Origin of the sequence: Flavobacterium piscis, from assembly GCF_031457575.1 — a bacterium.
GTDB classification, from domain to species: domain Bacteria; phylum Bacteroidota; class Bacteroidia; order Flavobacteriales; family Flavobacteriaceae; genus Flavobacterium; species Flavobacterium piscis_A.
In genome coordinates this window covers 119,851-143,160 of record NZ_JAVDWQ010000012.1, presented here as the reverse complement: position 1 = coordinate 143,160, position 23,310 = coordinate 119,851, and the positions used below count along the sequence as shown (strand labels likewise).

The 23,310-nt window shown below is 32.4% G+C and carries 23 protein-coding genes; 2 read left to right on the top strand and 21 right to left on the bottom strand.

Annotated features, from left to right (window positions below):
* Positions 1–16 precede the first annotated feature (16 nt).
* Positions 17–775, top strand: a complete 759-nt coding sequence (locus tag J2W48_RS16765; RefSeq protein ID WP_310282846.1) for an ABC transporter ATP-binding protein — start codon at positions 17–19, stop codon at positions 773–775.
* A 302-nt stretch (positions 776–1,077) separates the two neighbouring features.
* Here the strand turns inward: J2W48_RS16765 and J2W48_RS16760 are convergent, their stop codons facing one another.
* The 21 genes from J2W48_RS16760 to J2W48_RS16660 all read right to left on the bottom strand — a co-directional run bounded on the left by J2W48_RS16760 (position 1,078) and on the right by J2W48_RS16660 (position 22,006).
* Complete coding sequence (locus J2W48_RS16760; protein ID WP_310282826.1) at positions 1,078–1,377, bottom strand: hypothetical protein; 300 nt, start codon at positions 1,375–1,377, stop codon at positions 1,078–1,080.
* 256 nt (positions 1,378–1,633) lie between these two features.
* On the bottom strand, positions 1,634–3,550 hold the full coding sequence (locus J2W48_RS16755) for a sensor histidine kinase (RefSeq protein WP_310282825.1): 1,917 nt from the start codon (positions 3,548–3,550) through the stop codon (positions 1,634–1,636).
* Positions 3,551–3,556: 6 nt separating this feature from the next.
* Complete coding sequence (locus J2W48_RS16750) at positions 3,557–4,300, bottom strand: LytR/AlgR family response regulator transcription factor (RefSeq protein ID WP_310282824.1); 744 nt, start codon at positions 4,298–4,300, stop codon at positions 3,557–3,559.
* Positions 4,301–4,487: 187 nt separating this feature from the next.
* Complete coding sequence (locus J2W48_RS16745) at positions 4,488–4,700, bottom strand: hypothetical protein (protein WP_310282823.1); 213 nt, start codon at positions 4,698–4,700, stop codon at positions 4,488–4,490.
* A 51-nt stretch (positions 4,701–4,751) separates the two neighbouring features.
* A complete protein-coding gene (tnpA, locus tag J2W48_RS16740; protein ID WP_310282845.1) occupies positions 4,752–5,456 on the bottom strand; it encodes an IS200/IS605 family transposase in 705 nt (234 codons plus the stop codon).
* A 331-nt stretch (positions 5,457–5,787) separates the two neighbouring features.
* Positions 5,788–6,756 carry a hypothetical protein gene (locus J2W48_RS16735; RefSeq protein WP_310282822.1) on the bottom strand — a complete coding sequence of 323 codons (969 nt, stop codon included), beginning with the start codon at positions 6,754–6,756 and terminating at the stop codon, positions 5,788–5,790.
* Positions 6,757–6,759: 3 nt separating this feature from the next.
* Positions 6,760–7,977, bottom strand: a complete 1,218-nt coding sequence (locus J2W48_RS16730; RefSeq protein ID WP_310282821.1) for a hypothetical protein — start codon at positions 7,975–7,977, stop codon at positions 6,760–6,762.
* Between the two features lie 4 nt (positions 7,978–7,981).
* Complete coding sequence (locus J2W48_RS16725; protein ID WP_310282820.1) at positions 7,982–8,878, bottom strand: hypothetical protein; 897 nt, start codon at positions 8,876–8,878, stop codon at positions 7,982–7,984.
* Positions 8,879–8,992: 114 nt separating this feature from the next.
* Positions 8,993–9,361 (bottom strand): hypothetical protein, encoded by a 369-nt coding sequence (locus J2W48_RS16720; protein ID WP_310282819.1) that lies wholly within the window; start codon positions 9,359–9,361, stop codon positions 8,993–8,995.
* A 6-nt stretch (positions 9,362–9,367) separates the two neighbouring features.
* Positions 9,368–9,808: a hypothetical protein gene (locus J2W48_RS16715; RefSeq protein WP_310282818.1), complete on the bottom strand. Its 441-nt coding sequence runs from the start codon at positions 9,806–9,808 to the stop codon at positions 9,368–9,370.
* Between the two features lie 487 nt (positions 9,809–10,295).
* Positions 10,296–11,225 (bottom strand): hypothetical protein, encoded by a 930-nt coding sequence (locus J2W48_RS16710; RefSeq protein WP_310282817.1) that lies wholly within the window; start codon positions 11,223–11,225, stop codon positions 10,296–10,298.
* 110 nt (positions 11,226–11,335) lie between these two features.
* Positions 11,336–11,638 (bottom strand): hypothetical protein, encoded by a 303-nt coding sequence (locus J2W48_RS16705; protein WP_310282816.1) that lies wholly within the window; start codon positions 11,636–11,638, stop codon positions 11,336–11,338.
* Between the two features lie 80 nt (positions 11,639–11,718).
* Positions 11,719–12,261, bottom strand: coding sequence for a hypothetical protein (locus J2W48_RS16700; protein ID WP_310282815.1), 543 nt, complete (start codon positions 12,259–12,261; stop codon positions 11,719–11,721).
* Between the two features lie 92 nt (positions 12,262–12,353).
* Positions 12,354–13,769 carry a tetratricopeptide repeat protein gene (locus J2W48_RS16695; protein WP_310282814.1) on the bottom strand — a complete coding sequence of 472 codons (1,416 nt, stop codon included), beginning with the start codon at positions 13,767–13,769 and terminating at the stop codon, positions 12,354–12,356.
* 132 nt (positions 13,770–13,901) lie between these two features.
* A complete protein-coding gene (locus tag J2W48_RS16690; protein WP_310282813.1) occupies positions 13,902–14,243 on the bottom strand; it encodes a DUF5694 domain-containing protein in 342 nt (113 codons plus the stop codon).
* Positions 14,244–15,289: 1,046 nt separating this feature from the next.
* Positions 15,290–16,318 carry a hypothetical protein gene (locus tag J2W48_RS16685; protein WP_310282812.1) on the bottom strand — a complete coding sequence of 343 codons (1,029 nt, stop codon included), beginning with the start codon at positions 16,316–16,318 and terminating at the stop codon, positions 15,290–15,292.
* A gap of 244 nt (positions 16,319–16,562) precedes the next feature.
* Entirely contained in the window at positions 16,563–17,237 is a 675-nt protein-coding gene (locus J2W48_RS16680) for a hypothetical protein (protein ID WP_310282811.1), read from the bottom strand.
* 76 nt (positions 17,238–17,313) lie between these two features.
* Complete coding sequence (locus tag J2W48_RS16675) at positions 17,314–18,060, bottom strand: hypothetical protein (protein WP_310282810.1); 747 nt, start codon at positions 18,058–18,060, stop codon at positions 17,314–17,316.
* 16 nt (positions 18,061–18,076) lie between these two features.
* Positions 18,077–18,865 carry an HmuY family protein gene (locus J2W48_RS16670; protein WP_310282808.1) on the bottom strand — a complete coding sequence of 263 codons (789 nt, stop codon included), beginning with the start codon at positions 18,863–18,865 and terminating at the stop codon, positions 18,077–18,079.
* A 9-nt stretch (positions 18,866–18,874) separates the two neighbouring features.
* The gene (locus J2W48_RS16665) at positions 18,875–19,594 is read right to left on the bottom strand and encodes an HmuY family protein (RefSeq protein WP_310282807.1); all 720 of its coding nucleotides are present in this window, start codon (positions 19,592–19,594) and stop codon (positions 18,875–18,877) included.
* A 30-nt stretch (positions 19,595–19,624) separates the two neighbouring features.
* Positions 19,625–22,006 (bottom strand): TonB-dependent receptor, encoded by a 2,382-nt coding sequence (locus J2W48_RS16660; protein WP_310282806.1) that lies wholly within the window; start codon positions 22,004–22,006, stop codon positions 19,625–19,627.
* A gap of 382 nt (positions 22,007–22,388) precedes the next feature.
* Here J2W48_RS16660 and J2W48_RS16655 point away from each other — a divergent pair, with 382 nt between their 5' ends.
* Positions 22,389–23,225: a helix-turn-helix domain-containing protein gene (locus J2W48_RS16655; protein ID WP_310282805.1), complete on the top strand. Its 837-nt coding sequence runs from the start codon at positions 22,389–22,391 to the stop codon at positions 23,223–23,225.
* The last annotated feature ends 85 nt before the right edge of the window (positions 23,226–23,310 follow it).

The following is a 23,310-nucleotide window of genomic DNA, read 5'->3' as shown; positions in this document are numbered from 1 at the left end:
AGGTTTTGAGAAATATATGTTGGAATTGTCGAATTTGACCAAAATATATCCTACCCCAAAAGGAGATTTTGTAGTGTTGGAAAATTTGAACCTAAAAATAAGAGAAGGAGAATTTGTTTCCATCATTGGACATTCCGGTTGTGGCAAAACCACCTTATTGTCCATGATTGCCGGATTGAATCCTATTTCTGGCGGACAAATTATTTTGGATGGAACACCCATTTCCGGTCCGGGACCAGATAGAGGCGTAATCTTTCAATCGCCAAGTTTATTACCCTGGATGAGTGCGTTGGAAAATGTTTTATTGGGAGTAGAAAAAGTCTTTGCCCATGCCACCAAAAAACAAAGGGAAGATATTTGCAAATACTATCTAAGCAAAGTTGGTCTGGATGGCGCCTTCGACAAAAAAGCCAAAGACCTTTCGCAAGGAATGAAACAACGTGTTGGAATTGCCAGAGCTTTGGCACTCAAACCGCAAGTATTATTGCTTGATGAACCTTTCGGGATGTTGGATTCCCTGACAAGAGGGGAATTACAAGATGTATTATTGGAAGTTTTAGACAAAGAAAAAACCACCGGTATCATGATTACACACGATGTAGACGAATCTATCTTCCTCGCCGATCGTGTGATTATGATGACCTCTGGACCAAAAGCACAAATTGGAGATATCCTGAATATCAATTATGAAAGGCCCAGAAACAGAAAAGCAATTTTGGAACATGCTACATATTACGGCAATAGGGAACATTTAATCAATTTCCTGGAACATTGATAATTCAATTACAAGGTTAATTTTGTTTAGTTGAAAATCCCTGTAATGAATCTTTCGTTATGGGGATTTTTTTGATAAAAATTTAAATTATACACTTATATTAAATGAGTCAATAATAAAAGATTATAATAGCTTCCTAATAATATGCCAAGCCAAAATAGAATATTCTAAAAGGGTGTAAATAGGATACCGTCAATACAAATCGTCCCGACTTACTATCAAACTCCGGCAAAGTTAATTTAATGGGTTTTACGCCACTAACCCAAGTAAAAAAACAGTTATTATTGAAATAAATGTAACTTTTACCATTTATAAGAATGATAAGCCTTGAGATATAATCCTTCATTCCTAATCTTGACTTCACCAGTGCTAGCATTTATCCATATTTTACCACTATATGCTTCAGGAATATTTGGATGAACATAATTTGTAAAAGTATAATAGTTATCTATTATAGAATATAAAGAAGTCTCAGGTGGTATACTTACGAAGCCAACCCAACCCATTTTTATTTGAATAAAAAAACAAATTAAAGACAGCCCTAAACCTATAAACATAAAAATCAACACATTGAAAATTAATAGCGGATTTATTTTCTTCATATTGTATACATTTTATCGGATTCATACCATGCCTTATCAGGTTTTTCAATTAAATTTTTCATTCTTATAAAGGCGTTTTTGAACAAGTTCAGAGATTTTATACGAAAAGACTTTGCGATGCTTTGGATATATATTTGTAACAGGACTAATATACAAAAGTGAAAAACACTAATTTTTAGCGATGTAAATGTGCTCACTCTAAATACAAATTCGTGCCGGCTTACTATAAATTTGAAAAAGGGGGACGTATGAAAGATCAGGCGTTTTTATAGGGGATTTTTAGAGTGACCGTATAATTTTCTTTGGTCTGCGTAACTTGTATTGCACCTTTTTTGGCAGTTTCCTTAAACAGTATATCCATTCTTTCCCTGGCAATACTTCCCGATAGAGAGGTATGTCCGGCTGAGTTATTTTTATTATTAGCCTTGCCGTTGTCGCGAATTTCAACGGTTATCAAATCACTGTCTAAATCGATACTAATTTGTATTTCACCTTTGCCTTGTAAAGGCGAAACCCCGTGAATTACAGCATTTTCCACAAAAGGCTGAATCAGCATTGGTGGGATCATTACCCCTAAGGTGTCTTCAGGTATAACAATGTTAAACTCGAAATTGTGATTATTTCTCATTTGTTGAAGAACCAGATAATTTCTTATGGCCTCAATTTCATCTTCCAACGAGATTAAATCGTTCCTGCTCATCTCTAAGCTGCTTCTAAGCAGTTTACTGAAATGGCCGAGATACTTGATCGATTTTTCCTTCTCTTCAAACCGGATAAAACTTTGCAGGGAAGAAAGGGTATTAAAAATAAAATGGGGCTCCATTTGCGTTCGCAATAACTTTTGCTGCAAAAGCATTTTCTCTTTTGCCGCCAGTTTCTTTCCTTGTTTCTGCACATATATATAAAACCCTATAAAACCGGATACTATCAGGAGCAGCAAACCACTTATTATTAAAAATAAGGTTCTGGTTTCCAGTTTTTCATTTGTGGTCTTTAGGGTCTCATTAAGCAGGTCTATGGATTTCTTTTTTGCTTCTACATCATAAAAAACGGATATTTCCTCTATAACCTTGGCACTATTGCTGGATTGTATAGATTCCTTGATCGCCAAACTTTCTAAGTGCAGTTTACGGTATGCATTCAAATCCTTCTTTTGAAGATAATACTGGGCTTGTGACATTCTATTATCGAATTTGGAATTATAATCTACACCTAAATGCTTTTCTATATTATATGCAGCTTTTATGTATTTTTCAGAGGCTGAAAATTGTTGCTTTGCGGCATAAAGAGCAATTAACTGGGTATAGTCTGTATACAGATTGCTTTGATGGATGTCAAGATTGGTTTCGGCATAAACCTTTTCATCCAATTCCTTACATTTTTTGGTGTATATAAGTGCCGAGTCCAATTTTTGTTCATAAATCAAAATGGTTGCCTTTTGTCTATAAAAGAACCGCTTAATGTTATCGTTCCCTTGTATATTATAGATTTCACCCACCTTTTGGGTATATAGTCTGAGTGAATCCAATTGACTCGTCTGTCTGTAAATGTCAAACAATTGGGTATAGACCCTAAACAGATTATTATGGTAAAAATCCTGATCCAGATTGCTCTTATTGGAAATGAGCGTTTGTAATGCCAAATAGTTTTGTTGGGTTGATTTGCTTATTTGGGACGACTTAAAATTTTCCTGGGCACAGTTTACCAGGCAGATCACCTTGGCTTTGGGTGCTATTTCATCGGGATAGGTGGTAATTAGGGCTGCCGCCTTGTTGTAGTAGTGATTGGACTGAAAAGTTTTGCCCTCTGTCAGATAGATGTTGGCCAAACCATTGTAAATGGAAACTTTGATTTCAAAAAAATCTTTTTCTTTTTCTATCAATCCCAAAGCCGTTTCTATATATGCTTTAGATTTTGGCAGATCCGTTTTTGCATATTCTTTAGCCAGTTGGTAATAGATATAGGCCTGAGGAACGTGATGTTGATTGTAGGGAGAATGGTTCAATACATTATTCCAAAAATCAATTTTTTCATCTGAGTCCTTATCTACAGTACTTAGAGTTTCCTGCTTCAATTTTTCAATAAGTGCGGCAGGTTGTATATCTTCCTTTTTCACTTCTTTTTGACACGAAAGTAAGGTAAACAAAAACAAAAGGTACAGGCTTCTTTTCATTAGGAACTATAATTGTGACAGTAATCGAACAACCGCTTCTTTTTTTCGGGTAGAAACAGGAATTTCTACTCCGCTCTTCAAGACTATAAAACCTGATTTTAAATACCTGACAATTGACGATGTGTTGACCATATAGGATTGATGGCATTTTACAAAAGAATCGGCAGGCAACAATTCCTCATAAAATTTTAAGGGTTTGGAACTGATTATTTTGTTTCCGCCATCTAAATAAAAATGCGTGTAACTCCCATCTCCTGACAGGTACAGAATATTCGTAACTTTTAAAAACTCCAAACTCTCTAGGGTAGAGATACATATTCTGGAATTTTGTTGTTTGGCGTTTTTTTGGTGCTCATTTATAATTTCCAGTTGCTTGGAGGTAAAGAAGGAATTATCCCGATTATAATTGTCCAGTGCATTATATAACTCTTCTTCATCCACTGGTTTTAAGAGATAGTCCATGGCACCGTGTTTAATGGCTTTAATGGCAAAATGGTTAAAGGCGGTAATAAAAATTATGGAAAAAGATGGGTCTGGTATTTGATTTAACACTTCAAAAGCGTTACCATCGGGCAATTGGATATCCATTAAAACCAAATCGGGTTTTAACTGTACAATCTTTTTAACGGCATCTTTAACGCATGTAGCACTGCCCAAAAGGTTAAATTCCTGCCTTTTGCTTACAAGCCATTCCAGTTCTTTTCTAATATTGTTTTCGTCTTCAATGATGAGGATTTTGGGTAAACTCAATGTGTTTTTTTTAAGGATACTAAAGGAGCTAAGTTAATCATTGTTTTTATGTTGTGCTATTGTGTATTTGCAAAAATAATTTCCGTTTTAGTTCCCTGGTGTTGCCCATCCGTTTTGTATCCATTTCTGCAATTTCTGTGCTATTCAATGTGCTTTTTTTTATAATTTTTGGATCGATCCATTGAAATTATTTTTTAACAAATGTGCCATCATTATTAATCTTATAAGTTAAATTAATTTTTTCTTTTGGGTGTAATCCATTAATTTCATAAACAGTAATTGTTAAATCTTTATTAACAACAAAATTTCTTGAATGAAAAAAATCATCCTCATCATTTGACAATATATCAATAATAGTATTGTCTTTTAAACTTACTATAAATTGATCACCATTCTTCATCAGTTTCAGTTATTATAACTGTTAAATTGATTTCATTTAATAGTTATGTATTTAATTTATAATAATAAAAGGATTCTTATTGTTAAGTTTTAGCTTTAAGTTTTCTTTTAACTCACTTTCATTTTTAAGCTCAAATACATGATATTCATTATTGCATAATTCCTTACAAAGTGATCTATTGTCTTTTTGGCATAATCTATAAACTCTTTCAAAATCAAAAGGTAATTCACTTGATTTTTTATCCGAAACTTTGTATTTATCTTCTTTTTTGAAGCAAACAACGTATCTTTTATAATTTAAGAATAAACAATTGTTTTCATAAATTGCATCACCTGCTTCCAGGAAATAATCTTTAAACGGTGGCAAATCATTATTATTTACATCTAAGCTTATGTAATTGACATTGTCTTTTATGTCTGTATTGAAAAAGTTTTTATATAAATCTACATTGTAGTTATATCTTTTTTTCAATTCTGAAAATTCCATCTGAAGTTTTCTTGATGAACGTCCTTTCATCAACTTTACTATTGAACTAATATCCTGAGATGGACGATACTCAATATGCATATGTATGTGGTCTTTTGAAACAACACCTTTCAAAATTTGAATATCTTCTGCTTCACAAATCTGTATTAATATCGTTCGACATCTAATCTTTATATCTCCTTCCAAGACAGGATAACGATACTTTGTAACCCAAACTATATGAGCAGTAAGGAGAGAAACTGAATGACCATTTGTTCTTTGAAAATCAATAAAACAAATATAGTATTTTTAGAAGCTGAAAGCGAAATGCACTAAAGCGCATAGTTTTAACTATTTTTGAGACCAATAAATTAAACCAATAATCAATGTGTAATCATTGCTTTCATTATATAATTCTCTTGGCTCATCTTTGTCAAAATCCCACCCAAAATAGTTGTTGAATTCATCAAAGTCTTTTGGGAACTGATCTAAAAAAAGGCCTCATCTTTAGCTTTGAAACTCTTTTTCAAATTTTTCACACTGTGCTCTTCCTGTGAAGAGGTTTTGCAACCAATTGAAAATGTAAATAGAGCCATATATAAAATTAATATTTTCATCTGTATTAGTCACACTTTTTTAATGTAATTGGATTTACATTATTGTTTTCTTTTAAAAAGATAAAATCTTCTACAAATTGTAATTTATTAGTTTTAATATTATACAAACCAATCCAATTCAATAACATAGTATTGTTATCAGTAAATGAAATTTTTGCAATGCTTTGATCTTTTGAGATTTCTTTATCCTTCACGTTACCAATATCCTCATAAAATTCATTTTGAGATTCAGTATTAAAAAAATGCAGGGTATATTCGTCATCTTTTCCCTTAACTTCTTTAAGTAAAATGTTTATGTATATTGAATTATCAGAATTTAAAAACAGATATACTTTGTTTTTAGAAATATCAAAAGTTAATAATTCACTATTGCACTCTAATTTCCAAGAGCCTGAAACATCAATTGAATTTTTATATTCAGAAGAATTAGTGTCATTTAAAGGCAATACTATTGCATTGTTTAAATTTATATTTTCATAAGAGGAACCCAAATTTAAATTTATAAGATTTTCTTTTTCCGAAATGATAAAATTATATTTTAATTCAATTTCATTTTCATCAAACTGAAATGCGAATTCATTGGAACCTATGTATTTTATTTTGTTTTCTTCAATAAAATAGGTGTAAAATTTATGGCCATATTCCAGAAATGAATCCAAAATCAAAATCATTTTTTTATCATTCTCAAATAGATAACTTTTTAATCCTAAATCTGTGATTTGCTCATTTAAAGAATGAATATAATTTTGGTCTTTATATTTAAAATCAATTACGGTCTTTCCATTATTAATTAAATTAGTAAAGGCAATCTCTTTTTCTTTGTTTTCGCATCTGGAAGAAGCATCTGTACCTTGGCAATTAATAACGATTTGCTTGTAGTTGTTGTTGAGGATGTTTTCTTCTGCAAAATCATTATTGTTTTTGTCTTTGCAAGAGAATAATAGTGTCAGGAGAATATATAAAGCGTGTTTCATTGATTATTTATTTGTTTTATTTTGCCTTAAATTTTTCAGGAAATATTCATTAACATCTTCAAATTTCACTTTTCCAAAATATTTTGTAGTCAAAATTTTAGACGGAATATCTTTGTCGGGGTTGCTTCTATCAGTATACTCTTCTCCATACTTATGGAGATATATTTCGTTAGTATTTTCATCAATTCTAAATGTAGTATATGAATTAACAAATTTAAAATCTGAGCAAAATGTTTGCTCAATTGTAAAATATTCATTTTTAGAAACTATTCTGGTAAAACCATCAGTTGGACAATTATCATCGTAATCAAAAATTAATTGAGCATTTTCTTTTAATCTTATATAATCTTTGTCTTGTTTTTGTAAAATTACTATTGGATTTGAATTATGTTGCACATTTTCTTTATCTTTTAAATCCGTTCTTTCTAATACTTCAACTTTATATTTGTTTGATTTTAAATTCAATAATATGCTTTCAAGATTATAATAATCATTAGTTATTCTGTTTACTTTGTCAAAATCTAATTCTGATTTTTTAAATCCTCTATCATATACTATTGTATATTCTTCCCTATTATTTTTAAAAAGTTTTATAGTTATTTTAGAATAATCAATTTCAGTTAATAACTCTTCTAATGATTTAAAATCGGATTGTTTCTTGTTAAGAAACTCATTTGCATATTTATAGTCAGAAGTTCCAAACCTATCAGGATTTTTGATAATATCTTGGTAATGGTAGTAATTAATTAAATAACTTTTTTCAATAACTTTATTTAAATCAAACTTTTTGCTGATGTGTTTTTTTATTTCATCTGAATTAGGTATGAAAAAATGTCTATTCTTGATGTCAATATTTAAAAGCGTATCAGTTTTAAAATTAAGAGTATAATCTCTCTTTTCTTCTCCACTGAAAATAGCATCATATGTGAAAATTATTTCAATTTTAGAAAATTCATCTCCTATAATTTCAATTTCTTTATTATCTAATAAATCACTTTCTAAAAATAGTGGTGTTATTGTTATTTGATTACTATTTTTTTTAATGTCGTAATCATTGTTGACTTTAGTTGAATCATTTATAGAAGTAACCCCTTTTATCAATAAAGTTGTTTTATCTAAATTTAAAACAATTCCATTGGCTATATTGTTGTTTGTGTCTGAATCTGCTTTATTTTTACACGAAAAAGAGAGTATTAAAAGAATGTAGAATAGGTGTTTCATAAAATTATTTTATTTTTTCTAATTTACCAGTATCAGAAATTTTAAAGTTAATTTCTTCTTTCAGACTTAAGTTTCCGTTTTCTATGATTTCCGTTTTAATCTTGATATTATAATTCTCATTAATAGTAAAACTTGTAAACTCTTTATAAGTATCATCTTCAGGTTCATACCATTCTCCTTCAACAAACTCACTTGAAATAACGTTGTTATTAAATATCGTAAGTAAATAATAGCGATAATTAAAGTCCCCATAATCCATAGGAACAAGAATAACATTTACGTCTTTATAATCGGGTAATGAAATGTAACGTAAAGAGGCTTCATCACAAAGGAATTTATCTACCCCAGAAATAGTTTTACATTCTAGTTTATGGTATGTAATTGTTTTGTTATTTATTTTTTGATTAAAGGGTAGTTTAAAATTGGACTCTTTCAAACAATTTTCACTAGTTTTTATTCCATTATTTGATTTGTATTTTGAACATAACATATTTCCATATTCTTCAAAATTGTTTCTAATTTCTGGAAGATTACTTTCTAACAGGTTGTCATTTTTTCCTTTTAAATTGATTACTGAAACCTTTTCCTCATTGCATTTAAATATATAAGTTTCAAAATAGGTGTCGTTTAAAACTTCATCTATATACATTTCTACCTTAAATTTTACTTCACGTGATGTCTCTAAAATAATAACATTATCTTCATAATAAGTCATAGCACATCCTGAACCACAAGAAACAACAAAAGAGGCATTTTGTTCCTTATTCTTAGAAACAGAATTTTCTACAGGGATTTCTTCTGCAGCAGTACCAGGTTGATTATTGGATTCTTTTTTACAAGAGATGTTTAATAATAGAATTATTAGTAAATACTTTAGTTTTAAAATTTTAATTATTTTCATTTTAGAGTATTAAATTTTAAACAAACGATGGTTTTTCCTTGTAAAAGCAAATGATGGCTTTTAGTGTTTTTAGAAATATTTATTCGCTTTTTGGAAAAGCCAAATTAAAAGTATTCACTTTTCAGCTTTTGGTTTTAAAACTATATTGTTGTATTCTATTTCTAAATCGACATCTGCCCCTCCATATAAACTACGATAGGAAATAATAGTATCCTTGTACGTTTTTTTTGATATGGACAAATTATAAATTAGTGGAGGGGCTTCTCCACCAATCCTAACAAATTCTATATAGGTTTTTCTTTTAAAATTAAAGTATCCTTTCTTATTTGTTAAAATACATTCTTCATTAAGGCATACCTGTACTTCCTCTAAAGGCGTTTTATTAGAGTCATAAATGTAGCCTTGCATTAATGGAGACTCTAACCTTGTAACACATGACGAAGCAAAAAACAAGACCAACAAATAAAGAATTATCTTTCTCATTTTATTTTATTTATCTGTAAAAGTTATTTCTGTTTTTAATTGAGAAGCGTTGCCGATTCGTTTTGTAATAATTTCAGCAATGCCAAACTCATCATAATAGTCTATTAATATTTCACTGGAAAACCCTCCCGGATCCTCCGGGTTTTTAATAAAATAAGACGTTTTACTGTTTTCGATATAAAATGTTGTTGAAAATGTAATAACCTTTTTGTCTTGAAAAACCGAATCTATATTTTTTTCATGATAATTCAATAGTAACGATTTTAGTGTTTTATTTTCAGCTGGAAGATTAGAAACCAATACACTTTGATAATAATATTTTTTACCTTTTCGCTCATCATCCCTATCATGAACACCAGTTTCTCTTTGTTTATTCAATGCTGTAAATTTTATTCCATTTTTACAGGACACCATAAAAAAACTTAATATAATTAATAATTTATTCATGCGAATTAATTTATATTGTTCTGAAAATTTAAAATACTGTTGAGAATATAAATAGACCTTTTCATCCTGTATTTTGTATAAATAATAAAGAAATACCAAAGCTATAATATCAAAACTTCTTCAAAAACAGGGCAATTTAGACAAGCTGAGTCTGTAATTTTAATTACTGCTTAACAATGGTTATTCAATTGTATTTTTATATTTTCAGATAGAATTACTGTCTTAAACTTTATAGTTCACCAATAAAAAACACAGTGGCAATTACCAATAAAAGCAAGCCTGCTAACATGAAAATTTTGTTTTCTTTGTTAAATCCTCTTTTATTATAGTTAAGGATAAGGTTTGATAACAGCACAATTTGGTAAAGCAATAGAAACCCGATTATCCAGATCCAATACCTCCATCGTAGAGAAACCAAAGCGTAATGCCTATTAAGGGCACTAGTAAGAAGATGCCTCTCCATATAATCCCTGTAGTTATCATAATATTATTCATTTTCTGGTTTACTCATATCGTAAATGCTATCTCCGTCCTCTTCTTCAACCGAATCTTCACCATTTTCATCAGATTGTCCGTTTTCAGCCCTGCTAATACTATAGAGGTTGTGCTCTTCTTTGACCAAGGCCTCGTTCGTAGATTTTAAGAGAAATTCGTCCCTAAAAACTGATAATTTTTCGAACTGAAAGTCTTTATAGCTGTAGTACTTACCATCGTACAATAGTTTATCCGGAAATTCGAAAAGGTGTGCTTTATAGATGTTTTCTTTTTGAAGATTGTCCATAATGAGCATATCAATCTTGTAATAGGTTTCATTTACACCATCTTCTGAACCGAAACCCCATGAGAAACGGTTGCCATAAGAGGTTTGGATTTCCAGAGTCCTATCCGCCAAGACCCACTCATAAGAGCAAATATTAAATTCATGGCTAATAAAAAAGGCATGTTTGGGCTCACCATATTTGTTCTTTATTGTTGCCAAAAAATCCCGTTGTTCTTTTTCCGTTTTTACTTCTGCTTCGGCATAAAATGCTACAGGTTTTTTGTTGGTGTCCGCCAGTGTAGAAAGTTGCTTAAAGTATATGCCTGCAAATAGGGCAACACTGTCCAAGGTGGGGCTTCTAAACACAAATCCGAAGTCTTTTTGCGGGACTTCCAAATGATAAGCATCGGTAATGAGATTACTAATTTTATAACGTAGCATATCATCCGTCAATTTACCGTCCGTCACACTATCGTACCTAAAATCATCTATTAAAAGGTATTTAGAATAAAGTTTGTGCAAGTTTTCCTGGAAATCAATTCTTTCCAGATCAAATTGACTATTTTTCTCCAGAACCAAAGGCTGCTCCCTCTCAGAAATCTGGCTACATGATTGAAACATAAGAATGATGATAATGAAATTAAAAAATGGGCTCATAATACATGGGTTAAAATGTTATCTGCTGTGCTAATTTAAGTTTGCATTTTTTTGTTTTGGCAAGCTATCATAAATGGTAAAATTGAAAATTGTAATACTGGTTTTTCATTTTAATTATAAGTGTGATTTATGTATAGCGAGGCCATAAAAAGCCCAATTAAAATGATTAGCAAAACAAAATTAGCAAAGGCAAAATGCTTTTGTTTTTTTAATATAAGCATAATTGCTTCTATCAAAATCCAAATACACCAAATAGTCAAAATGCCAAAACCAAGTACTATTTTTATAGTGTTTGAGCCAATAAAATCATTTCCGCTTGTTTTATCGTTAAGAAATGTCAAAGCAAATAAAATTAACGGAATTATCCCTACAAGACATCTTATTAGAATATGTTCCTGAATTGTCTTTTTCATCTATGATTTATTTAAGTATTGGTCGGTTCCGAAAAATTACCGCTAACATAGTATTGAACATTTGGGGTCATAATTGGAGATTAGGGGCTTTGTTTGTTGGACGACTTAAAAAAGTATAGCGTCCGCCCGCCTGCACCGCCCATAAATAATAAAAAGCTTCCAGATTTTTCCCATTTATGGTCTATGATCAACTCATTGTTGGTTGTGAAGCCGATTCTAGTCCTTTTCAAATCCACATTACTGTACAAAAAGGGAATAATAGGAGGGATTTGGATGTTTTTATGTACCGCTGAAATTTCAAGATACCCTTTACGAGCATGTTTTACTTCAAACGTTAGGGTTTTGGTAATGGAGCTATCTTTGTAGATAATATCTAACAAATTATTGTTTTTAAATGTTAAGGTGACCATTTCTGCTTCGCTATTTGAAATCCCAAATAGCGACAAAAGCTTAGGCCCATTGATGGGGGCAGCTATCGACTTACTTGTTTTGAAAGACTGATTGATAAAAGATTTAGAGAAATCTTTGTCAATCGGCTCAAAATTTCTCTGGCTTACCCTGAGTCCGGTGCCACAAGAAAATAGTAGGCATATTGATGCTATTAAGTAGGTTTTCTTGATCATGGTTTATTCGGTTCACGGCTTTATGCAGGTGAGGCATTAGAATTCCTTCAGCCCTACTTGCATAAAACCGATGCTGGTGTCAATATTTTTATTTATTCCAACGATTTATAAAATTCTTGACTTTTAAAGACTTCTTGAAATGATTTTACAGTAGCCTGCAATATTGGAATAAAAAAAACTTCATTTCCCTTAAATGTAAAGGTGTAGCTGTATTTTTCTCCCTTTTTAAGTGTTTTTAGGGCTTTATCTAAATCTTTTTTGAATTGCTTTTTATCTTCATTTTCTTCTTTGAAATAAATATTAATATCTTCTTTTGTATCTATATTGCTATCCAACATCAGCGCAATTAAAAAAGCATAAGCTTCGTCTTTTTTTCCTGCTTTATAGGCGTTTTTAGCAAGGTCATAAATAGTTCTGTCTACGTCTTTTCCAACCGTTGTCCCACTTAATTCAATTAATGGATTTGTGAAAATAGCTTTTGTATAAAATTCTTTAGCAAGCTGATAATTTCCTTGTGAAAAATAAATATCGCCCAAACTATGAGCCGATAAATGCGTAATATTTTCAACTTCATACTCTCCGTGTGGAGGATCATCAAAATGTTCTTTTAAAAACGCCTCACTTATTTTTAAATCCACAAGATAATTGAGTTCTTTTACATAATTCCGAATGCTAAAACGGTCTAATTTTTCATTTAATTTGTTGGCGTGATTGAGTAATTCTTGATTGGATTTGTAGGGTTCATATTTTATAAGTTGTTTCAAACCTATTCTTAAATCATCTATCCTAAAATCGTGATATAAAGGGTATTTTTCTCGGTCTTCTTCGTGTTTAGCTTGCTTGTTTTCTCTTCTTTTTTCAGCATCTTCCAAAGAATTATTTAAGTTAAAAATATCTTTTCCAGAAATAGATTTTTTAAAGCAGTACACCATAATTCTTGGATTGGCTAAATTTTTATAATCATCGTCGATACTTATAATATACATCCAATCGTCATTTCCACGTATAAAGGAAACAGTATTCGGTTCATTTACAATAGATTCCGTTTTGTTTTCGGTAAGTGTGCCTTCAGTTGCAATTCTCTTTAAGATAAGTTTTTGAAATAATATAGTACTACCAATGCTTTCAAATTCAGTAAGGTATTTTTGCACATATTCTTCCATATAATCGGGCAATTTACTGGGATTTTGTGGGCCAATTCCTGAAATATTTATTTTTTCATCGTCAAAAGTATATTTTGCAGGTGAAATTATTAAATCTGGATTATCTTCTGAAAGTACAATACAAATACCAACATTATCTTTTTTTAAATCCTTTAATTCATTTTTTTTAGATTCATTAAAATTTGAAATAATGGTATTTAAGTACGTATTTATTTTTCCGTTTTTTGTGTAGGTTTGAAGGGATTTTTCTACGTTTTTCTTTACATTTTGATAGCTCTCTTGTGCTACGAACTGCAAAGGGATGAGAAGTAAGATTAGAATATATTTTATTGTACATTTCATCATTTTTCAAGGTTTTGCCATTTCTTAATATTCCTACCAATATAAAGGCTGAAAATATAATTGTTTGATATATTTATGTTTGTGCCACAGATTTAAAAGCGTTATTTTAGGTAACCCCGATACTTCTACCAACTCCTATTTGGGGCTTCTTTTTATAAATTCATTGAAAAAGGCTGTATGTTTATTACCTATGATGATAAAAACCCTATCATTTTCATTCAGCGGAATTTGGTTTAAGTTGGAATAAATCCTTAAGTTCCTCCTGTAAAATTTTGCGGCTTCATCGACCCCTTCAAAATTTCCTGTTGTGGCATTGTGCACCAAGATGTCGGCATTTATATTTATAGATCTATCCCAATAGTCCGGTGTGTTCATGTATTTTAGTTTCTCAGGTGTGGATAGTGTATCTATTCCATCAAATTCTTTAAAAACAATTCCATATATTTTTGGAGGTGAGGCTGTCGGTTTGGTCTTCAATTCATTCCAAATAAACTAATTAATAAGGGGCTGTTTCCTGTTCATCGATACCGTATATTTTCTGTACACCAGATAGTTTACCAAACTGATAAGCAATCAATTCAATTTTCCCTGAATAATTAGCCTTGTGATTTGGGTCAATTACAAATTTGGAGTAATCCAGATTTATACCTTCATTTTCTCTGGGCACCACCTCAACGCAGATAACTGTAGGTTAAGTACGGCCAGCATTTTGGCTATCCCATAGGTCTCTCTCTTGCTTTTTTTATTACTTTGATTAAATTCAACTTTTCCTGCATCAGTTGTACCGGACATATGAAATGCACCAAAATTATTCATCACCTTTTATTTCTTGTCCAAAGACAAAGGTATAGAGAGGGCGATAATCAATAACGTTACTGGTTTTACATTAGCTTTATTGTCTTTTAATCTTTTACAAGTATATAAAAAAGAAATAGGACATAGCTGTCAAATATCAATACGAATGAAAAGGGTTTAAATACGCCGAGAGCGATTTTAAATTCGTAAAGACGCGGCCGATTTTAAAAATAATATAAAAACAATTTTAAACCACTGGTTAGAATTAAAATTTCTAATAAAAAGTATAAGGATTAGTTTTGAGATGACCAATATCTTAAATATTCGTTTGAAATTCGATTATAAAAATGCTAATATATGTACTCTATTGCAATTAGATAGAACTTAAATGAATTTATCGAAGAAGTATTTAAAACTCGCACCGGTGATACGAGTTTTAAATTAAAGAGATTTGTATTCAGTTCATTTAACCCTTATAAAAAACTTTAAAAATCAAATACTTTTCTTTTTAAACCTCTGTTAACTCGCTTAAAACCTGAAAATCGTCTAATAAAAGGTTCGGATTTTGTACCAAGGAGTTCACAAGAATATTTTAAAAGCCTGTAAATCATTGATTCAACAGGCTTTTTTATGGTTTTTAAAGAACAAAATATGGCTTAAGCTCACTCTTCATTTTTCTCAACTAGTTTTATCAGCTTTTTGTTAGCATATCGATACTACACCGAAGATTACTTAACAGTTACGGTATAGGCAGTGAGTGTATTGGCAGTACCTCTAATAAATCTTACTCGATTGTATGTTCCGGCAGGTGTTCCCGCAGGCACTTTTAATACAATTCTGTATGGAGTAGAGCTTACCACCTCTAAAGGATAAATTAAAGTAGCAGCAGTACTACTGTACATCTCAACAGCAGTCACAGTATTCAACATTCCGCCTCTTACTTCAAATGTTTCCCCGTCTTGTTTTTCAACAGGAGAGCCAACCAATTCGGCTTTAAAAGAGTCAGGTTCAATAACATTGATTTTAAATCTGTTTTCTACACTTTGGTTTTGCAGGGTATAGATTCCGTTTTGTATACGTAAATCATACATTCCTAAAGGCATATCTTCCGGCAGAAAGTAATACACACCGTAATCAGTATATGCTGTACCGCTTATACCACTTCCCATATATCCTATTTCTGCTGTATATTCGGTTTTCTGATCAGCAGCAGATACAAGATACACTCTTGTGTTTTCAATACTCATCCATAAATTATTTATGGTGCTTGTGTTACCAGAAGTACCAATATTAGTCAATTTTTGCAGCACGCCTTTTCTATAAGTTTCTCCTGCAGCTGTAGTCCAGGATCTAGGCTCCTGCTGCCTGAAGTCTATTTTTAAAGTATATTTTTTTGTTGTTCCTGCTTTTGAGGTAACGGTATATACTGTACCGTCTTTAAAAGCGACTTCTGCACCAGATGCTGGAGAAATAACAGCTTCTGTACCTAAAATAATTTCAGGTTTAATAGTTTCCGGAAGTGCTGTATTTACACTCCAGGTAACGATAATATTCTCCTCGGTAATAGCAGCACTTACAGCATTATTTTCAGTGTCTTTTACAGTAAAAGACTCAATTTGAGTGTATCCGGGAACTTTTATTACATCGCCCGGAATAGTATTTACTTTATCAATATATTCGGTATCGCACGAAAAAAATAATACTGATAAAAAAAGTATTCCAATTATAAAGATATTGGTATTGTTTTTTTTATTCATGATTGTATTGGTTATCTGATTTTTAAATAATTTTATTTATTAGTTTTGCCACTTATTGAATAAGTAGGCTTTTATTTTTTAAAATGCCTGTAATTTCAATGCTTACGGTAATTTAAAAAGCCGTTTGATAGTCATGGGGGAATGATATGATAGTGGTATTATACAGAGATCGCCGGTCAAGCTTTACTGCATTTGCCTTTAATTATGTCATGAACCCATGTTTTTTTTTATGCATTGTTATTAATTATTTTACCTGTGTCCAGTTGTAGCTGATTGTACTGCTTGAAGCGCCTGGCACAATACCGGTTACTTTCACCAAATAGGCTTCTGTAGCTGTTGTAGGATCTGTAATAGATTGTGAATTAAGACCAGTACCTGTTACTTTCCAGATTACGATAGCTTTTGCAGGAGTCATAACGTGTGTAGTGATATTGTATGAATAATATCCTAGTCCATAATTTGATCCTGAAATACTTCCATCATATCCTAATACATTATAAGGATCAGATGCCGGTGCACTACCAACGTTTCCTGAAGCATTTTTAACTACAATACTTCCGCTCCAAAGATCATAGTCTTCACAAGTCTGATCTAGGTCTACTGTACCTACATACCATTGGTCCGTATTACCTGCAGGACGTATAGATCCTCCATATATACCTTCCCATTGTACATTAACGCTTCCAATTGCCACAGCAACTGGTGTCCAGTTTGCATCAACAGATGATGGGGCCTGCCATCTGTTTACTGTTACTGATGTTGAGGTTGATGAACATAGTACCAGAGCACTTTTTTTAGTTGTATTAGAAACTTGTTGCTCTTTGGCTAATACTTGTGAATCAGCAGTTTGATCGTCAGAACTACATGATGTAATTGAAATAGCAGCCAATGCTATTATTGATAAGATTATTTTTTTCATAATTATTTATATTAATAGATTAATTGGCTTTATTCATTACCCCGGCTGAAAAAACAGGCATTTTTTTATTTTGTGTTTATTTTGTAATTCTAATAGGATACTGCATAGTAACCGATAGATTATAGCTTTCCATCATGATCCAGTAATCAGTTCCAGCCTCCAATGTCACAACAGTATTAATATTATCTATAAAAGAATATTTAGCAGTAAAGCTTTCAATATCCAGCCCTTCGTTATATTGTTTCATCTGCCATTTTTTATTTCCATGTGCATCTACTACAAAAACTTTTGTTACTTCATAAGAAGGAATGAAATTTTCTCCTTTTAAAATCAAAGTATTGGAAACTGGTAGTGAATACGTAGATGTTTCACTCGATAATTCTTTTAAAACCAGTTTTGGCTGTTGTATGACAATCTTTACCGTGTAAACAGCAGTAGTACCATCTGCGGCTTTTGTAGTGTAGGTTACAGGTGTTTGGCTGAATACAGGAATCAGCTCTGTAGCTGCAGGAGAAATAGTTGTTTTTTCCGGAAGTGTTATAACTGTTTCAAGGTACTCATATTGATAGTAAGATGGCAGATAAACTGTTATCGTTTTTTCCAGATTATTCACAGCGCTGTAAATGGCCTGGGCTTCACCAGGGTTTGTTACTTTAAAAGATATAATTCGTCTGGCATCAAGATCTGTAATGATTTCAGTAACAGGATCTTCTTTTACATCTGTCCATCTTTCTTCTTCATTATCACATGAGGTTAAGAGACTAAATAGTACAAAAGCAGTAAAAAACAAAGGTGTTTTTAATTTGATGATTTTAGTATTCATTATTGTTTGGAATTGGTTATTTAATTTCAAATTTGGTGCTTCCGGCCGGTACCATCACATAATCAAAGGTGTAGTACATATGCGGGGTATCTTTGAACCATTCAGCCGGAGTATAAACATCTTTGTAAACAGAAATCATTTTTATTTTAGCATAACTTCCATTTGCAGTTTTAAGAATAATTGTTCTTGCAGGAATAACTGAACCATTGGCAATAGTAAGCGGCTCTCCAAGTGCATAAGCAACGTGAGCTTTCTGCGGATCAGTTCCATTAGTTACAACTTCTCCTCCAAAATCATATAAATACCAGCCCATTCCGTTACCAAAAGAACCGGAATCATCTGTACCAATAAGATCTATGCCTGTTTTGAACTCACTGTCTGCCGGCACATCAACCACATCGTTAAAATGCTTCTCGACGATTGTAATACCGCCAATACCGCCTGCAAGAGAACCATTGTTTTGTGTGTTACTACCATTATTACCTGATAAAAAGCTGGCGTAAAGTCCGCCAAAAGCTAAATCCCATTTTTTAGTTTTTTTGTAAGATCCGTCTACTGCTTTATTTTCTTCAAGACTATAATACAGCGTTGCCGATGGAGCAGTTGGATTTTCATCCGAAGTACTGCCTTGATAATTTTTTACACTTATTACTTTATAAAACAAACCCGTATCCGGTATTTCTGTTTCAGTGTTTTCTTTGGCTGGTTTGTCATCAGATGAGCATGCTGTGAATAATGCAGTAATAAGAAAGATCGCCAGTATTCCCTGTGGGATTTTCTTAATTAAGGCTTTAGTTTTTTTCATAGGATTATATTATTTTGTGTTTAAATTTTTGCTTCCATCAGCTTGTACATAATATCTAAATGTAAAATAAGGTGCTGGCCAGTTAAGGTCGGTTACAGCAGGGGGATTTCCTTTATAGGCATTTACAAGCTGTAATTTTGCATATTTCCCGTTTGGAAGCCTTATGGCATACGTACGATCAGGAATCGCCTGCATGATATGACTGCTTAAACTGTAGTAAAACCAGCCCGGAGAACTCTCAGAAGATGCCCATCCAATTTTAGTAATTTCACTATTGTCAAAATCAGTGTCGGCGGGTGCTTGTGTTACATTCTTATAAGTATCATTAAGAAGGATTACAGCTGTATTTTCAGCAACCCCTTCATATCCGGGATTGTATTGGTATGTAGCATTATTTATAAAAACCTCACTGTTGTATGGTCCGGTAAAAGCAATATCCCAGTCCGCTGTTTTCATATATTGTAATGAATCCGCTTTGGTGTGCAGCCATATTTGTTTTTGATCACTGAAACGAAAAAGGAATGTATGGAAACTTCTTTGTTCCTTCCCATTTGTTCCATCACCCATTGAGGCTCCTGTATCTCCGGCAAGATCGCTAATGACAGTGCTTTTACCATCTTCAAGTGAGGCAACTGTATCTTCATCGTTACTGCTGCATGCGATAAAGTTGATCACTGTTAGCATAAGCAGTAACATATTCCATTTTTTAATTGTTTTATTTATTATCATTTGGGAAATATTTATTGGTTATTATTTTTATTAGTCTTTAAAGAAACGATAGCTTAAACCGAAGAGGAGTATTCTTCCGGGCTGACCGGGCATTAAAGGATCGGTATAGTTAAAAATATTATCGGCAGTAAATCTGATACTCAGGTGATCTTTTAACAGTTGTTTTTCCAGACTGACATTGGTCAGATAATAATCTTTTACAAAAATGTCGTATTTATCAATGAACTGGTTACCATTACGATCCCCAAATGGGTATTTACCTCTGAAATTTACTCTAACGCTGGCATTAATTTTCCAGGGATTATAGCGATAAAAAATAGAAGTATTGGCCATGTGACGGGAGCGGTTTTCAATTCCCCAGTAGTCTGACGGGCGTGGCTTATAGGAGTTTCCTGTTGCCGGATCATGTATGTTTTGGCTATAAGGCCATTTGCCCGCTCTAATACTGTCTTTAACACTAAGATCCTGAGCAATTAAGTATTGATAGCCGGTGCTTATTTCCATGTTTTTTATTGGACTGAATTTTAAGGCAAGCTCAAATCCTTTGTTTACTGCCCGGGGCAGGTTTTGGTAGGTATAAATAATTCGATTATTGGTACCAGTAGCCACTTGTATGCTATTAATCTGATTTGTTATTTTATGATAAAATGCACTTCCCTCGATTTTAAAAGTTTTTGAAGGTTCCAGAACGAGGCCCGCATTGTAAGATGTACTTTTTTCTGCCTGCAGGTTTCCGGCTGTCTGATTTAGTATATACTGTCTTATTTCACTAATCTGTCCATCCTGTTGTAACTCCTGCAGTGTAGGTAAGAGAACGGCATTACCAATTACCAGATAATTGTTGCCTGAATTATAAAAAACTAAGTAGTTCGTTTTGAAATCCGGGGCTTTAAACCCCGTGCCAATACCTGCCTTAAACGTAATTTTAGGTGTAATAAAATACTGGAGTCCAAAACTGGGGTTCAGCCTTCCTCCAAAATTATTTGTATGATCATAACGTAAACCACCCACGGCTTTTAATTTTTGAAAAGGAGTCCATTCACCTTGAATATAAGAGAAAAATGTTTCAAGTGAATTTGCACCGGTAAGTGCATCGTCATTCATATTTTCGATACTTCCGCCAAAACCGCCAACTAGCTGGCAGGAATTATTGCCGCTGTAAGAAAACTGCTGTTCAATACGATGGAGTGTCTGTTTAAAAACATCCTGACTTACGGCATTGTTGTTTTGCTGCCACGCCACGCTCATATCAGCAGTATAGTGAGTGAGATAATATCTGGTAATACTTCTAAAAGCACTATTAAAACGATGATCAAAAGAAACAGAAAGATTAAGGTCCTGCTCGTCCTGATTGTCGCCGGATATGTGGCCGAGGCCAAAATCCTTCTGCATGAAAGAACGTCGCAGGCCATAACGTCCGCTTAACCCCAGAAAATTGTTTTCACTGACCTGATAACGCGATCTTCCCTGCAGGCTGTAATTATCATAAGGCGGAGAAGTAGTACCCTGAATATATTTAGAATTGGTATTATAGCCGTCTGTCCTGTAATAATTCGCAGCCATATTAGCTGTCCCTTTGTTTTGTAAAAAGGGAGTTTCACCTTCTAATGTCGCATCAATTATATTTAACGACCCATAACTTAGAGAAGCCTGCATTTGCGGGTCAACTACACCATGTCGTGTAATAATATTAATAATCCCGCCAAGTGCTTCGCTTCCATAAAGACTGGAAGATGCCCCTTTTATAATCTCAATACGCTCAATATTGGACACACTGATTCGTGAAAGATCAAAGTTACCATTATTTCTCCCTACCATTGGCTGACCGTCTATAAGCACCATAATATACTCGCTGCCAAAGCCCTGCATTTGAACACCGACAGATCTTGCTCCGCCGCTGATGTTATTAACAACAGCTATACCGGTCTGCTCTTTTAATATTTCATCAAGTCTCCTGCTGCCCATAAGTTCTATGGTTTTGCGATCTATTACCGTTACTGGCATTGCACTATATTGTGCTTTGATTAAATTTTCAGGATTGTTCTTTACAGTACGGTTTGTCACATTGACTTCTTTCAGGTCAATACCATGCTCCATTTCTATATGCAGCGGTTTTGTGGCCTGTCCACTTAAAGTAATCTTTTGGATGTAATCTTTAAAACCCATATTAGTGATTTTGATGGTGTAAATTCCATTTGATAATCCCGAAATTGAAAAAAAACCATTAGTATCTGATATTGCTGTTTTACCGGATGGTTCCAGCACAATAATTGACTGCGATAGTGGATTTTGAGAATGATAAATTACACCGCTGATTGTATTGCTATTTTGTGCTTGAATTAAACTGGCATATACTATAACAAAGCCTGTAATAATTTTTTTTAAATGACCGTGAGTACTTTTGTTTTTCATTATTATTTTTATCCGTTGTCAATAGTAAGAACGGGATTGCTGTTTATTCTTATTTAGACTAGGTAAAAATAATAATTAATACTATACTAATAGTAATTTTTTTACTTATTTTATTAAAATTAAATATATCTACCGTATTCAATTTAATTATAAACTATAGATAAATACAGGTAGTTTATTGATTATGATCTATTTATACAAGTAGGATTTTCATTTTATTTTACGGTGTCTTAAGAAAAAATTTAACAATTGATAAAACAGTAAACGCGAGATGCATTCCGTACAGGCGACAAAAAAAAGAAGCAAAAGAACGATGCCTGGTTACCTGTAGGGCTATTAAATTTGTAAATTGCGGCTGTATGTTAGAAACAATAGCAACTAAATGAAAATAATTACACTTCCTAATGAACTAAATTTAAAGTCCTCACAAGCTGTACAAGTTTTTGATTACCACAGCCAGCAAGAAATTTCTAAACAACAAATTATTTTGAACCAAAACACATTCAGCTTTTTGATAGAAGGCACAAAAGAGGTTGTTTTTGACAATACATCTTTATCAATTAATAGTTCCAGGTTCATCATAATGAAATCAGGTCATTGTTTAATGACCGAAAGACTTTCTGATATTAAGAGCTATAGAAGTGTACTCTTATTTTTTACAAATGATATAGCATTAAAATTCATTAGAAAACTTGAATTAAATAAAATTGAATCAGCTGACCATACATCTGTTTACTCATTTGAATATGATGAATTTATCAGGCGGTTTGTAAACAGCCTGCTGGATATTTCTAAACTCTCAAAAAATATACAAAGCAAACTATTAGAAGTTAAATTTGAGGAAATAATGCTCTATCTAATAGAAATGTATGGTATTGATTTTCTTTATTCATTAATCACAAACAGCAGTGATGCAACACAAAAATTCATTCACACAGTAGAAAGCAACCAATTGAGTAAATTAACATTAAAAGAGTTGGCTTTTTTGTGTAATAAGAGTGTTTCAACATTCAAAAGAGAATTTGAAAAATACTATTCTGAATCTCCTATCAAATGGTTTCAAAACAAAAGATTGGAACACGCTCATTATTTGCTTGATCAGGAACAAAAAAATCCTTCCGAAATCTATTTTGAAGTCGGTTACGAGAATTTATCGAGTTTTATTCAGGCCTATAAATCAAAATATGGTGCCACACCCAAACAGCATCATAAAGTTTGAGCTTTTAGCAACATTTTTTGAACAGCACCCTATAATTTATTTGACCTTGCCCATCTTAAATTTGCCATGAATATTAAATCATAAT

Coding starts and splice junctions, on each gene's coding strand:
- J2W48_RS16710 (WP_310282817.1), bottom strand. CDS start 11,225: ATGAGCCCATTTTTTAATTTCATTATCATCATTCTTATGTTTCAATCA.
- J2W48_RS16680 (WP_310282811.1), bottom strand. CDS start 17,237: ATGAAAAAAATAATCTTATCAATAATAGCATTGGCTGCTATTTCAATT.
- J2W48_RS16755 (WP_310282825.1), bottom strand. CDS start 3,550: ATGAAAAGAAGCCTGTACCTTTTGTTTTTGTTTACCTTACTTTCGTGT.
- J2W48_RS16765 (WP_310282846.1), top strand. CDS start 17: ATGTTGGAATTGTCGAATTTGACCAAAATATATCCTACCCCAAAAGGA.
- J2W48_RS16715 (WP_310282818.1), bottom strand. CDS start 9,808: ATGAATAAATTATTAATTATATTAAGTTTTTTTATGGTGTCCTGTAAA.
- J2W48_RS16655 (WP_310282805.1), top strand. CDS start 22,389: ATGAAAATAATTACACTTCCTAATGAACTAAATTTAAAGTCCTCACAA.
- J2W48_RS16670 (WP_310282808.1), bottom strand. CDS start 18,865: ATGAAAAAAACTAAAGCCTTAATTAAGAAAATCCCACAGGGAATACTG.
- J2W48_RS16705 (WP_310282816.1), bottom strand. CDS start 11,638: ATGAAAAAGACAATTCAGGAACATATTCTAATAAGATGTCTTGTAGGG.
- J2W48_RS16675 (WP_310282810.1), bottom strand. CDS start 18,060: ATGAATACTAAAATCATCAAATTAAAAACACCTTTGTTTTTTACTGCT.
- J2W48_RS16665 (WP_310282807.1), bottom strand. CDS start 19,594: ATGATAATAAATAAAACAATTAAAAAATGGAATATGTTACTGCTTATG.
- J2W48_RS16695 (WP_310282814.1), bottom strand. CDS start 13,769: ATGATGAAATGTACAATAAAATATATTCTAATCTTACTTCTCATCCCT.
- J2W48_RS16760 (WP_310282826.1), bottom strand. CDS start 1,377: ATGAAGAAAATAAATCCGCTATTAATTTTCAATGTGTTGATTTTTATG.
- J2W48_RS16700 (WP_310282815.1), bottom strand. CDS start 12,261: ATGATCAAGAAAACCTACTTAATAGCATCAATATGCCTACTATTTTCT.
- J2W48_RS16730 (WP_310282821.1), bottom strand. CDS start 7,977: ATGAAACACCTATTCTACATTCTTTTAATACTCTCTTTTTCGTGTAAA.
- J2W48_RS16725 (WP_310282820.1), bottom strand. CDS start 8,878: ATGAAAATAATTAAAATTTTAAAACTAAAGTATTTACTAATAATTCTA.
- J2W48_RS16745 (WP_310282823.1), bottom strand. CDS start 4,700: ATGAAGAATGGTGATCAATTTATAGTAAGTTTAAAAGACAATACTATT.
- J2W48_RS16685 (WP_310282812.1), bottom strand. CDS start 16,318: ATGAATAAAAAAAACAATACCAATATCTTTATAATTGGAATACTTTTT.
- J2W48_RS16660 (WP_310282806.1), bottom strand. CDS start 22,006: ATGAAAAACAAAAGTACTCACGGTCATTTAAAAAAAATTATTACAGGC.
- J2W48_RS16735 (WP_310282822.1), bottom strand. CDS start 6,756: ATGAAACACGCTTTATATATTCTCCTGACACTATTATTCTCTTGCAAA.
- J2W48_RS16720 (WP_310282819.1), bottom strand. CDS start 9,361: ATGAGAAAGATAATTCTTTATTTGTTGGTCTTGTTTTTTGCTTCGTCA.